The sequence below is a fragment of the Oceanispirochaeta sp. genome (genome assembly GCF_027859075.1).
GTDB lineage: Bacteria > Spirochaetota > Spirochaetia > DSM-2461 > DSM-2461 > Oceanispirochaeta.
In genome coordinates this window covers 20,188-32,679 of the sequence record NZ_JAQIBL010000327.1, presented here as the reverse complement: position 1 = coordinate 32,679, position 12,492 = coordinate 20,188, and the positions used below count along the sequence as shown (strand labels likewise).

Genomic DNA, 12,492 nt, shown 5'->3' with positions numbered 1-12,492 from the left:
TGCCAGACCCACAGAGACTGGAAATCCGTGACCTAGGGCTCCCGTGTTGAACTCAATTCCCGGGGTTTTCTGGCGGACTGGATGGCCGGGGAGGGGGGAGTCTTTTTTCAAATAGAGATCCAGAAGTTTTCTCTCGATGATTCCGGCTTCCGCCAATGTGCAGTAATACCCGCCGACTCCATGGCCCTTGCTGAGAATAAATCTGTCTCTATCGGGATGGGACAGAGAATTAAGGTCATAAGACAGGATATTAAAATATATACTGGCGAGAATATCTGCTTCTGAAAGGTCGGCACCGGTATGGCCCGCACCTGCATTGGAATTCATCGAAATTATACTTTTCCGGATGTTCCTGGCTTTCTCAATAATCTCTAAAGCATTCAAGCTAAATGGATTTTTCATCACAATTGGATCCTTCTAATTTGTAATTATGAAAACATATCATTGATGTTTCCAATTGTCAATATTGTACGAAAACAAACGAAAGCTTAATGGTGAATAATGAAACCATACGAAGGTTTAATAGCAAATAAAATTGACAACTCACTGTTTCTATGATAAAACCGTAAGTAAATGTAAATTAAGGAGGCCATAATGGTCAAGAAAATTGCCGTATTATTCATGGTAGTGATGGTGACATTTAGTGTTTTTGCTGGTGGTCAGCAGGAAGGTTCAAGAAGCGGAAGCAAGTTGATAGTCATAATCACTCCTTCCCATGACAATCCATTCTTTAAAACAGAGGCTGTTGCAGCCGATGATGCCGCCAAGAAACTGGGTTACACAACATTGGTTCTTTCTCATGATGATGATGCCAACAAACAGGATCAGCATTTTGATACAGCTATTGCCAGTAGTGCCGTTGCTATCATCTGTGATAATGCCGGGGCAGATGCCACAATTGGTGCTATTAAAAAAGCAAAAAAAGCCGGAATCCCCACCTTTCTGATTGATAGAGAAATCAATGAAACCGGACTGGCAGTCAGCCAGATTGTTTCCAACAACTATCAGGGCGCCCTTCTCGGTGGAGAAAAATTTGTCGAACTGATGGGAGAAACTGGAAAGTACGTTGAGCTGGTTGGAAAAGAGTCTGATACGAATGCAGGCATCCGTTCCAAAGGGTATCATGAAATCATTGACCAGTATCCTAATCTGAAAATGGTAGCCCGTCAGAGTGCAAACTGGAGCCAGACAGAGGCGTTTGAGAAGATGGAATCTATTCTCCAGGCAAATCCTGACATCAAAGGTGTTATTTGCGGTAATGATACTATGGCTATGGGAGCCATGGCTGCTCTGAATGCTGCTGGTATGGGACAGGTCTTTGTTGTCGGATTTGATGGAAGCAACGATGTAAGAGATTCCATCATCAATGGTGAGATCAAGGCTACAGTTCTTCAGACCTGTGCTACCAATGCCATCATGGCAGTTGAACAGGCAGACATGTACGTCAAGAACGGAAGCACAGGAAAATCAGAAAAACAGCTGACTGACTGTGTTCTGATCGATAGTTCCAATGCTAAAAAACTCGACAACTTCGTCCTGTCTAACTAAAATTAAAAAATAGAAGAAATATTGCTCTGGCAGGAACTGCCAGGGCAATCATGGCTGGAGTTACTATGCTGAAAAAATTATCTAAAATCTTAATCAGTCTCTGTTTGTTCCCTTTGCTTTTTTCCTGTACCGTCGTGCGTCATGACGATGACCAAAAGGAAGAGGGGGGTGTCACCTTCTATTTTGAAAGCGAAGACTTTGATGCCGCCAGCTTTATTAAAGAATGCTGGGATGCCCGGATTGTTCCCGAAATCAAGGAGAATGCTGTGGATCTGAACTTCCTTATGGTCTCGCTCAGGCGGGATCAGGATGAGACAATCGAAAAGCACGGTATCAGGAAAGAAGAGAGCTCACCCTTCAGTTTTATTGTAAAAGGTAATATCCCGATAAAAAGCATCAATCAAGAGTCCGCTGCAGGACTTCTCGCCCTCGATACACCTGACCTGAGAGGGAATGAATACTGTCAGATTCAGATTGGACCGGTCATTAAGAAAAGTGCCGTCAGGGATGCTCTGTCCTTTATTAATTTTGGAGATTTTGCCAATCAAATAGAGTTTGCCAATATTTCGAGAGAGATCAATTTTTATATAAGGGATCATGTTGTGAGTACTCTGGGAGATGATGTTCCAGAGAATAGTTCAGCCGAGTTTTTCGGTGTTTTTATACTGGATGGTACCGGCAGCATCATCATTACTCCAGTCATATTGATCATTCATCCTGGAGAGTAAAATGGAAAATAATCAGAGCAGGGAGAATGATTTAGAGATTATTCTCCGTGCTGAAAAGATAAGAAAAGTCTATCCCGGTACGATGGCCCTTAATGGTGTTAATTTTAATGTGTACCGTGGAAAGGTCAATGTTATGGTCGGTGAAAATGGTGCCGGCAAATCTACACTGATGAAAATTTTGTCCGGTGTCGAGCACCCCTCCAGTGGAATCATCCACTGCAACGGTATGGAGTTCTCCCATCTGACACCGAAAACTGCTGCACAACAGGGCATCGGAATCATTTACCAGGAACTCAATCTTTTTCCGAATCTGAGTGTCGCCGAGAATATTTTTTTAGGGCGGGAAATTGAGTCCCGACCCGGATGGATCGACCATAAAGAGCAGGAGAGAAGAGCATCGGAAATTCTGAACAAGCTGGAACAGGAGATTGACCCCCGCAGCCTTGTTCAGAGTCTGAAAGTCGGGCAGCAGCAGATCGTTGAGATCGCAAAGGCCCTGGTAGAAGATGTTTCCATTTTGATCATGGATGAACCGACTTCTGCTCTTTCAAAATCAGAAGTAGATGTACTATTCCAGATCATTGATGAATTAAAGAATAATGGTGTTTCCATCATTTATATTTCACACCGTCTGGAGGAACTCATTCAGATCGGTGACTTTATTACGGTTCTTAGAGATGGGAACCTGATTACAGAGAAGCCCATGGATGAAGTTAATCTTCAATGGATTGTCAGTTCTATGGTGGGTGGAGATACCAGCAAAATCTTTCATTCGGGAACCCGGTCCATAGGGGATGTTCTATTAAAGGTAGAAGATTTTTTTCTTCAGGGAGCTCTGGAAGAGCCTGTTTTGAATCATGTCTCCCTGGAACTGAGGCAGGGTGAAGTCCTCGGGATATATGGACTGCTGGGTGCAGGGCGCTCGGAATTTTTGGAATCCATTATGGGGCTGCATGAATTCGCCACAGGCAGGATCACTCTAGTGGATGAACTTTTGGGTGAGCCGAATATAAAAGATCTTATTCACAAGGGCATTGCCCTTGTCCCTGAAGATCGCCAGAGGGAAGGCCTGATACAATCCATGACTGTCTCTCATAACCTGACTTTGGCCGGTTTATGGCGCATTGTTCAGAACAAATTTCACATCGGCCGGAAAGCCGAAGTGGAAAATGTAAGCGCCATGTTTGCGAACCTGTCCATCAAGGCTCCCGGTCCGGAAGTCCTTATTACATCCCTCAGCGGAGGGAATCAACAGAAGGTTGTCTTTGGTAAGAGCCTGCTGACGAACCCGAAAGTGCTTCTATTGGATGAACCGACAAGGGGTATCGATGTAGGGGCCAAGGGAGAAATCTTTAATATCATGAATGATCTTGCAGAAAAAGGCCTGGGTATCATCCTCGTTACTTCAGAGATTAAAGAGCTTCTGGCTATCTGCGACAGGGTCATTGTTCTTTCAAAGGGCCGAATCACCGGAGAATTCAGTGATAAAGAAATGACCGAGGAAAACCTGGTAAATGCTTCCGCCATCGGTCATATAACTACCTCTCAGCGTTTGAAAAAGGAAATCATATGAATACAATTCTAAAAAATGATATTTCAATTGCGATGCTTCTCCTCAAACTGAGGACAGTCATTGCACTGGTACTGTTGACGATCGTTTTTACCATACTCCTGCAGGCGGATAAGGGTATCAATTTTCTGCATCCCCTGAACCTTGTAACCATTGCCAAGCATGTTGCCATTACAGGGATTATGGCTATAGGAATGACTTTTGTTATTATAACCGGTGGTATCGATCTTTCTGTCGGCTCCATTGTCGGACTGACAGGAATGATAGCGGGTGGGCTGATCCATGAAGGACTTATTCTCAATATCTTTGGCATAACAATCTTCTTCCATATCTGGGTGATTCTGATCATATGTCTTATTCTGGGTGTCCTGCTGGGTGGAGTCAACGGGATCTTGATAACCAGAATGAATGTGGCCCCCTTTATCGGAACCTTAGGGGTCATGTACATTGCAAGAGGTTTTGCAAATATTCGATCCGGAGGGGCAACTTTTCCGAATCTCCAGGGGGAAGTCGAACTGGGGAATACAGGATTCCCTATTCTTGGAGTAGGCCATGTCCTTGGAATCCCCCTCTCCATCTGGATTATGATTATCCTTCTCCTTGCCACCGTATACATAGCCAAAAAGACACCCCTGGGGCGGCATATCTATGCCATTGGCGGGAATAGAAGAGCCGCAGAGCTCTCTGGTGTACAGGTTGGCAAGATCACAACGATTGTGTATATGTTTTCCGGATTCTGTTCTGCTCTGGTAGGATTGATCATTGCCAGCCAGCTTGTGGCTTCCCATCCGGCTACGGGTGAAAGTTATGAGATGAACGCCATTGCCGCCGCTGTACTGGGGGGGACGTCTCTTTCCGGAGGAATTGGAACCGTAGGAGGAACCATCATCGGTGCCTTTGTGATCGGTGTCCTCAGTGATGGACTGGTTATGCTGGGGGTCTCAGAGTTCTGGCAGAATGTCATCAAGGGATTTGTTATCATTGCTGCGGTTGTCTTTGACCAGATGCAGCAGAAAATGAATGCCCGGTCAACCGAATTGAAAGATAGAAAAACAAGAAAGGAAGATGCTGCATGAACAGAAAAAAAATGGCTTTTGGCGTCATTGTGGGAACAAGAGGGTTTTTCAGTCCGAAACTAGCTGCTGCGGGCAGAACCGATATCATGGCTGTGCTGAAGAAAAAGGGAATTGATGCCGTCATTCTTGAGACCACAGACACTCCCACCGGTGTGGTTGAAGGATATCCGGATGGGGAAAAGTGTGCGGCTCTTTTCAGGAAAAACCGGGATATCATTGATGGGATCGTGGTAATTTTGCCGAATTTCGGCGATGAAATAGGCGTTGTCAATTCAATCCAGTCGGCCGATCTGAAGGTCCCGGTACTCGTCCAGGCTTCTAATGACCAGAATGATAAGGTGGATGTTCTGCACAGACGGGATGCCTTCTGCGGTAAAATCTCGGTGTGCAATAACCTCTATCAGTACGGGATTCCCTTTACCAATACGAGCACCCATACCAGTGATATCAAGTCGGATGAGTTCAGTGCCGATTTAGATAGGTTTGCTGGGGTCTGCCGAGTTGTCAAGGGTGTCCGAGGGGCCCGTATCGGTGCCATCGGGGCAAGACCCGCTGCCTTTCAGACGGTCCGTTTCAGTGAGAAGATCATGCAGAAATCAGGCATTACCGTGGTGCCCGTAGACCTCTCTGAGATCATTGCCGCTGCGGTTGATCTGGGAGAGGATGATAAGGGAGTGAAGGCTAAGATTGAAAAAATCTATGGTTATGGTACCGTTCCTGATCGGATAAAAGGCTCGGATGTCATGAAGCAGGCCAAGCTGTCTGTCGTGATAGATCGGTTTGTAGAAGAGAACAAGCTGGATGCTACGGCCATTCAGTGCTGGGACAGCATTCAGAGCAATTATGGATGCGCCACATGTCTTTCCATGAGTATGATGGGTGAAATCGGATGCCCTTCGGCCTGTGAAATGGATGTGGCCGGAGCCCTTTCGATGTTGATCCTCCGTCTGGCTGCCGAAGAGGCACCGGGATTTCTGGACTGGAATAACAATTTTGACTATGACCGGGATATCTGTGTCTGTACTCATTGCAGCAATTATCCAGCCAGTTTTATGGGAAATCCCATTGAAATATCACAGCTGGATATTCTGGGAGAGACTTTGGGGCGCGAAAAGTGCTTTGGAGCCATCAAAGGAAAAGTAGCCCCCGGTGAGATGACCTATTTCAGGGTTTCATCGGATGATCCGAAGGGGGTGCTGAAGGCCTATGCCGGTGAGGGTGAGTTTGTGAATGAACCCTATGGGATGGATGGAGGCATTGCGGTCTGTAAGGTTCCGGGATTGAATGATGTGATGGAGCATATATGCCGAAATGGGTTTGAGCACCATGTGTCTATGGTCCGGGGCAGCGTGCTTTCCATTGTAGAAGAAGCATTGGTCAGGTATCTGAACTGGGATTTTTCTTCTTTTAAATAGAACTAATCAGTTGAGTCGTACCGTTGCTGAGGGAATAAAAAAAGCCGGGAAAAATCCCGGCTCCTCCAGCGGTATAAACCGTTAGATATCTATATAAACTGCTTTTTTAACCTTTGACCTTAATGGCCAGAGGAGCAGGTTTCTCCTTGCGGGGAAGATCCAGTGTCAGTAGTCCATTCTTCATTTCGGCCTGGATGTCTTCCCTTTTCAGGTCTTCCGGAAGGACAAAGCTTCTTTCAAAGACGACAATTTCTTCTTCCTTCTTATCGCCTTTCTTAAGAGCCTTGATGGTCAGCAGGTTTTCATTGACTTGTATATCCAGGTCATCAGATCCGAAACCGGGAAGTTCTGCTGTGAGGACCACCCGGGACTCTTCGTTTTCCACATGGACCACGGGTTTGCGGGGTTCAGCCTCAAAGGCACTGTTCTCATCATTAAACATTCTGTTTAATCCTTTCCAGGCATTAACAGCGGGTGCAGGATTTCTTCGTACTACTATATTGTTCATTTCATTTCCTCCGAATTGTTTCATTTACTTATTACTTTAATGGCCAGGGGAGCCGGTTTTTCGCTCCGGGGCAATTCCAGGGTCAAAAGACCATTTTTCATCTGTGCTACAAAGTTTTCTCTTCTCAGATCCTCAGGAAGGACAAAACTCTTTTCAAAAACCACTTCTTTTTCTTCTTTTTCTTCTTTGACTTCTTCTGATGACTCTTTTATTTCCACTCTTTTCAGAGCCTGCAGGATCAACAGGTTTTCTTTCACCTGGATGTCGATGTCTTCAGGACCGAATCCGGGGAGTTCTGCCGTCAGGATCACCTTGTTTTCTTCGTTCACTATGTTCACAACAGGTTTGCGCGGTGCGACCTGAGCCGGTTTGTACAGGGAATCCCAGATTCTATCCATTTCATTCCAGGGATTAAGCTGTACTCTGTTTCTTACGATCATATTTGTCATATCTGTACCTCCAGATTATTTTTATGTTTCTGATACTCTATAATGCATAAGGCGTGCCAACTATTATTTTAAGTTTTTAAATATATATGTATAAAGAAAATAATAATTTTAATTGATGGGCTTGTCTTGTGGTTTGTCGATATTAAGGACTGTAAATGGGTAAGAAGTATCTGGACTGTGTCTTTTTGAGTCAAAGCCTCAAGTATTTAACGAAACTGGGTCATAATGACCACGATGGGTGCTTATGACCCATATTTGAAGGGGTAGTTCTGAGTCAAAGAGAGACAAATTCAATCAGGAAACGGGTGATTCCTCCAGGACGTCGTCGGCATCACTATTTTCTTCTGCTTCCTCATCCCTGACGGAAGATTCATCAATGGGTTTCTCTTCCTTAATTGTTTCCTCCTGAGGTATCTTCTCACCTTTTAGAAGAGGTGCTAATCCCTCCGTCAGAATAGAAGAATACTCTAACTTCAGACTGACAATGAAAAATCCTTCTACTTCTGTGGATACACTGTAATCCAGGAAAGAGGAATTTATAAAGAAGGGATCTCCTGCCAGTATTATTTCGAGGATGATCTTTTCAGGAGGAGACTTTAGAATTGACTCCTCAGTATCAATAAAGAGAACAATTTTCTGTAAGCTGGTTGTGATGATGCGGCAGTGCAGCTTGAGGTCGTTGCTGAATCGGATGAATCCCTGTTTCTTCATTTTGAGAGGCTCAAACTGCTTTGCAGTCACAATTTTTTCACTCAACTCAGGATCTTTGTAAATGGTTAGATTTTCTTCATTCTTCAGGAAGTACTCCAGGAGGATCTCTCTGTAATCCTGAGGGACAGTCAGAAGAGAGGCTTCCAGAAGGCACTGGTTCAGACGGGTATTCAGCTGTTTGAAACTTTTGATGGCGATCCTGAAAAACAGGGGAATATCTTTATCCAGGTTAGGGTGATGGAATTCGAGGTGAAGCATGATGTTCCCTTTACTCCCCTCGGTGATGATGCTTTGTTCCTTAGGGCTGAGGATCAGGAGAATCCGGCAGTCAGAAAGGGATATGGTATAGGGTACGCACACCAGCTGGTAGTCGTTGATCCGAATAAGACTCTTTGCCTTGATGATCCCCAGTTTCTTCATGATATAGGGATTGATGGTGATCGACTTGTCTGCGAATTGTTCAGAATACTGTTTGATCTGGTAGTTGTTCATATCATTCCCCGTTTTGATTACATATATCAGTATAAGTTGTATTTCGGGTTTAGAACAATTGAATCATAATTAAAACATCTGATCTGGAATCTCCCCTCAGGAACGTCCCATCAGGCGTTCCAGGGCTTCGGCGACTCCATTCTGATGGTTCGTAGTTTCGGTTATGATCTGGGCTGCTTCTTTTACACGGGGAACTGCATTCTTCATGGCGACGCCTACTCCGGCATACTCAATCATATCGAGGTCATTCAGCTGATCGCCGATGGCTGCTGTTTCACTTCTGTCAATGTTTAGCTCATTGCAGAGGACTTGAATGGCATGGGCCTTGGTGATTCCTTTCTGGGATACATCCAGAAGTTCTGAATCCGATTGAAATGCGTGGAGACCGGTTGATTTGAAGATCTCCTTCTGAATAGCTATAAAGTCTTCCTGCCTTGGAGGAATGATCAATACCTTGTAGAGCTCCCCCGTGTTGTCGGCCACATATTTTTTGAAGTCCCGAGACACTAAGAGCTTTATCTTGTCCCGGTCGGGCAGGGTCTTATTTCGTTCATTGTAGTAGAACATCCGGCTGGTCAGGGTTTCTCCGTATATGACATCCCGTGCATAAATATGGTAGTCCGCATGGTGGAGTTTACAGGCTTGAATGATCACCAGCACCTGATCTGAAAGGAGGGGGATCGATGAAAACAGATGGTTGGAGAAGGGCTCTCTCACCATGGCACCATTACAGGAGATGACGGGCATTTCGAGTCCCAGTGTATCCAGGTAGCTCTTGACCATGGAATCATGCCTGCCAGTGGCAATGACAAAATAGATTCCTCTGGTCTTCAGTTTGGCAATGGCCTCGATGTTCTCCCGGGAGATCTGTTTATCATCATCCAGGAGGGTCCCGTCCATGTCGCAGGCTATGAGTTTAATCTTGTTCATGATGATGTGATCTCCCCGATATCCCTTATTATATGATACATAATAGGAGACATTGAAGGGGAACATAGTGAACAATCCGTGACTCTGTCAATCTGATATAATCCCTGTGAACAGGATGGGGTTATTTATGAGTCTGATTTATTTTGCATCAGCTTGCTAAACTGAGAAACTACCCCATGCTCACCAGATTCTAACAGCACCTCCTGGATACGCTCCCTGGCAGATCCTGGGCTGAACCTTTGAAACTGAAAACGTGCATATTTATGCAGCCTTTTGCGCTGAAACTACTATTTTGAAATTTGCTCCTATATTTGTTATTATTGAGAGAAGTACCTAGAATATTAGCTATGCCTATCTGTGTTAATACGTAGAAATACAGAAAAATACCTGCCTGCCGAAAAAGCTCTTTTATACGGCTTCGATATTGCACTATTTGGTCTAAATGTATTATTGTTAAGTACAAATAGGCGGTAAATAATGAGAGAACCTCAATATTACAAGATATATAAACATATTCTAAATAGAATCAACAGTGGTGAACTGCAGGATGGTTCCACTCTGGAAACAGAGATGGAGCTGACGAAGCAATTCAAGGTCAGCAGGGTCACCATACGCAAAGCCATGGAACTTCTGGTTGAAGAAGGTTTTATTACCCGCCAGCGGGGAAAGGGGACCGTGGTGACTCTCAATGGAGATTCCCCTGGGAGTCCCGGGTTGCCCGTCTCTTTGAAAACCGGTTCATCCTTCGCTTCAGGAGGGCAGCGGGTCATCGGTTTTATACTTCCTGATTTTTCATCCAGTTTCGGAATGAAGATCCTGGCGGGGATTGAAAAAGAAGCGGAGAAATGCGGATTTTACCTTGTTATAAAACTGACAAAAGGCGATCAGAAGCTGGAGGAAAAGGCTATCCGGGATCTTCTCGTCCTGGGAGTGAATGGACTGATCATCCTCCCTCAGCATGGTGAGTATTACAATCCGGTCATCATGGAATTATCCATCAAAGAGTTTCCCTTTGTTTTGGTAGATCGTGAGTTACGGGGGTTGAAGTCCTCATATGTGGGAACAGACAACCGGGAAGGATCCTACCGGGGTATTACTTCTCTCATTAACAAAGGGCACCGCAATATTCTGTATTTGTCTTCTCCTGTCCGTAACACCTCGGTTCTGGAAGATCGGCTGGAGGGAGCCCGTGCGGCCTTTGATGCCCAGGATATTCCCATTCTCGAATCACGTTTCCTGACAGATTTTCATAGTACCAGACCGGAAAGCCGGTCTCTTGCTTATGTGGATATTGATAAGAAAATTCTTTTCGACTATTTTAGCCGGGAGAAGGGGATCACTGCACTTTTTGCCTGCGAATATGACCTGGCATTGCTGGCGTATCTGGTTTTGAAAGAGCTGGGAATTCGGGTTCCCGAAGACGTTTCCATCCTCTGTTTTGACAGCCCTGCCGATTATCTGGGTCAGTATGATTTTACACACCTCAGACAGAATGAATCTGAAATGGGTGTTCTGGCCATGGATATGCTGAATGAGATCATAGAGGGTGAGAGCCGTCTCCAGAAGTCTGTACTCCCTGTAGAACTGATCGAAGGCAATTCTGTAAGATCAATTATATAGAAAAATCAATATGTATCATACAAATCCTTAAATGTATTAAAGTATTTGACAATAGGTCAATGCGGTGATAATGTATCACTCGAATACTTAATCAAAGAGGAGAGATATATGAAGAGAAAATTTTTTATCCCGTTGTTACTGGTGCTGGCAACAACAATGATGTTTGCCAATGGATCGTCTGATGAGGGAAAATCAGGAAAAAGAACTGTCAAGATTGCCTACAAAGAACCTGGTGGTAATGAAGCCATGACAAAATGGATGACCGCCGCGAAAGCAGAATTTGAGGCAACATATCCTGACGTCTCAGTAGAACTATCTGCCAACTTGAGTAATGAAGCGGATTATAACACAAAGACGGCTCTTATTTTACAATCTGATGATTCTCTGGATATCGTTCACGTGGACAGCTTTCTGGTTCCGGCTCTTGTAGGACCCGGTTATCTGGCAGCAATTCCCACTGATGAATGGGCCGAGTATAACGATCAGTTTGCTGGAAATGTCAAAGAGGGAATGAAGATTGACGGCAGTACCTATGCTGTTTCATTTTCCACGGACACACGCGGTCTTTACTACAGCATCCCTGTATTCAAAAAAGCGGGAATACCCCTGCCCTTCGCTCCCAAAAACTGGTCGGATATTCTGACTACGGTTCAAAAACTTCATGATGCAGGGATCGCTTACCCCATCTGGATGAATGGATCTAAGGCCCAGGGTGAAGGGACTACAATGCAAACATTTGAAATGCTGATATCCGGGACGAAAGACTGGATTATCGACGGAGATAAATGGGTTGCAAAGGCTGATGGAATCACTCACTCATTGAAATTTATCCAGGCTATCTATGACATGGGTGTATATACGAACAATGAACTGGCTACCATGCTTGATGCCCAGGGTTGGCAGGCCCTGAATAAAAAGATGCTCGAAGGCAAAGAAATCGGGATCGTCTTGGATGGTAACTGGAAAGGTGGAGACTTTAAGGGTTATGAAGATTCGATTGCCGTCACAGCTATGCCTCAGGAATTCGGCAACGGATTTACCTCTATGAGTGGTGGTTGGACTCTAGGTATCTCTTCACTGTCAAAGAATAAAGACCTGGCCATGGACTTTCTGAAAATCGCCTGCAATAAAAAGAATATGCTTCTCTATGTCAATACTTCCGGAGACATGACGACCCGACGGGATGTGGCTGCAGATAAAGCCTATATTGAAGGCGGCCAATTTAGAGCCGATATGACACCCTTTGCAGAATATACCCACTTCCGTCCGGGTAAGGAACTGTATCCCAGCATCTCAGTTGAGATTCAGGCTGCTGTCGAAGCTGTCATCACCGGTAAAATGAGCGCTGATGAAGCTGCTGAATCCTATGCCGTCAATGTGAAAGACCTTGCCGGTGAAGGCAACTGGATAGAAAAATAAACTAATTTTCAGAAGCATTACAGGGT

The 12,492-nt window shown here is 44.8% G+C and carries 11 protein-coding genes and 1 pseudogene; 7 read left to right on the top strand and 5 right to left on the bottom strand.

What is annotated here, in order from left to right; all coding sequences use genetic code 11:
• Nucleotides 1–402, bottom strand: a pseudogene (locus PF479_RS18605) (transketolase); the annotation flags it as partial.
• Between the two features lie 192 nt (nt 403–594).
• Here PF479_RS18605 and PF479_RS18600 point away from each other — a divergent pair.
• The 5 genes from PF479_RS18600 to PF479_RS18580 all read left to right on the top strand — a co-directional run bounded on the left by PF479_RS18600 (nt 595) and on the right by PF479_RS18580 (nt 6,337).
• Complete coding sequence (locus PF479_RS18600; protein WP_298009941.1) at nt 595–1,548, top strand: D-ribose ABC transporter substrate-binding protein; 954 nt, start codon at nt 595–597, stop codon at nt 1,546–1,548.
• 65 nt (nt 1,549–1,613) lie between these two features.
• Complete coding sequence (locus PF479_RS18595) at nt 1,614–2,276, top strand: DUF2291 family protein (protein WP_298009939.1); 663 nt, start codon at nt 1,614–1,616, stop codon at nt 2,274–2,276.
• A gap of 1 nt (nt 2,277) precedes the next feature.
• Nucleotides 2,278–3,849 (top strand): sugar ABC transporter ATP-binding protein, encoded by a 1,572-nt coding sequence (locus PF479_RS18590; protein ID WP_298009936.1) that lies wholly within the window; start codon nt 2,278–2,280, stop codon nt 3,847–3,849.
• On the top strand, nt 3,846–4,922 hold the full coding sequence (locus PF479_RS18585) for an ABC transporter permease (RefSeq protein ID WP_298009932.1): 1,077 nt from the start codon (nt 3,846–3,848) through the stop codon (nt 4,920–4,922). The genes PF479_RS18590 and PF479_RS18585 overlap by 4 nt, the downstream gene beginning before the upstream one ends.
• Complete coding sequence (locus PF479_RS18580) at nt 4,919–6,337, top strand: fucose isomerase (protein ID WP_298009929.1); 1,419 nt, start codon at nt 4,919–4,921, stop codon at nt 6,335–6,337. The genes PF479_RS18585 and PF479_RS18580 overlap by 4 nt, the downstream gene beginning before the upstream one ends.
• A gap of 106 nt (nt 6,338–6,443) precedes the next feature.
• Here PF479_RS18580 and PF479_RS18575 read toward each other — a convergent pair whose 3' ends face one another.
• The 4 genes from PF479_RS18575 to PF479_RS18560 form a co-directional block, all read right to left on the bottom strand.
• Nucleotides 6,444–6,845, bottom strand: a complete 402-nt coding sequence (locus tag PF479_RS18575; protein ID WP_298009926.1) for an Hsp20/alpha crystallin family protein — start codon at nt 6,843–6,845, stop codon at nt 6,444–6,446.
• A gap of 20 nt (nt 6,846–6,865) precedes the next feature.
• Nucleotides 6,866–7,294, bottom strand: coding sequence for an Hsp20/alpha crystallin family protein (locus tag PF479_RS18570; protein WP_298009923.1), 429 nt, complete (start codon nt 7,292–7,294; stop codon nt 6,866–6,868).
• Nucleotides 7,295–7,588: 294 nt separating this feature from the next.
• Entirely contained in the window at nt 7,589–8,497 is a 909-nt protein-coding gene (locus tag PF479_RS18565; protein WP_298009920.1) for a PilZN3 domain-containing protein, read from the bottom strand.
• A gap of 96 nt (nt 8,498–8,593) precedes the next feature.
• The gene (locus tag PF479_RS18560; RefSeq protein ID WP_298009916.1) at nt 8,594–9,427 is read right to left on the bottom strand and encodes a Cof-type HAD-IIB family hydrolase; all 834 of its coding nucleotides are present in this window, start codon (nt 9,425–9,427) and stop codon (nt 8,594–8,596) included.
• A gap of 477 nt (nt 9,428–9,904) precedes the next feature.
• On the opposite strand from PF479_RS18560, the gene PF479_RS18555 reads away from it, so the two are divergent.
• Both PF479_RS18555 and PF479_RS18550 read left to right on the top strand, forming a co-directional pair.
• Entirely contained in the window at nt 9,905–11,047 is a 1,143-nt protein-coding gene (locus PF479_RS18555; RefSeq protein WP_298009913.1) for a GntR family transcriptional regulator, read from the top strand.
• A 108-nt stretch (nt 11,048–11,155) separates the two neighbouring features.
• Nucleotides 11,156–12,466, top strand: a complete 1,311-nt coding sequence (locus tag PF479_RS18550) for an extracellular solute-binding protein (RefSeq protein ID WP_298009911.1) — start codon at nt 11,156–11,158, stop codon at nt 12,464–12,466.
• Nucleotides 12,467–12,492 lie beyond the last annotated feature (26 nt).

Coding starts and splice junctions, on each gene's coding strand:
- PF479_RS18600 (WP_298009941.1), top strand. CDS start 595: ATGGTCAAGAAAATTGCCGTATTATTCATGGTAGTGATGGTGACATTT.
- PF479_RS18595 (WP_298009939.1), top strand. CDS start 1,614: ATGCTGAAAAAATTATCTAAAATCTTAATCAGTCTCTGTTTGTTCCCT.
- PF479_RS18590 (WP_298009936.1), top strand. CDS start 2,278: ATGGAAAATAATCAGAGCAGGGAGAATGATTTAGAGATTATTCTCCGT.
- PF479_RS18585 (WP_298009932.1), top strand. CDS start 3,846: ATGAATACAATTCTAAAAAATGATATTTCAATTGCGATGCTTCTCCTC.
- PF479_RS18580 (WP_298009929.1), top strand. CDS start 4,919: ATGAACAGAAAAAAAATGGCTTTTGGCGTCATTGTGGGAACAAGAGGG.
- PF479_RS18575 (WP_298009926.1), bottom strand. CDS start 6,845: ATGAACAATATAGTAGTACGAAGAAATCCTGCACCCGCTGTTAATGCC.
- PF479_RS18570 (WP_298009923.1), bottom strand. CDS start 7,294: ATGACAAATATGATCGTAAGAAACAGAGTACAGCTTAATCCCTGGAAT.
- PF479_RS18565 (WP_298009920.1), bottom strand. CDS start 8,497: ATGAACAACTACCAGATCAAACAGTATTCTGAACAATTCGCAGACAAG.
- PF479_RS18560 (WP_298009916.1), bottom strand. CDS start 9,427: ATGAACAAGATTAAACTCATAGCCTGCGACATGGACGGGACCCTCCTG.
- PF479_RS18555 (WP_298009913.1), top strand. CDS start 9,905: ATGAGAGAACCTCAATATTACAAGATATATAAACATATTCTAAATAGA.
- PF479_RS18550 (WP_298009911.1), top strand. CDS start 11,156: ATGAAGAGAAAATTTTTTATCCCGTTGTTACTGGTGCTGGCAACAACA.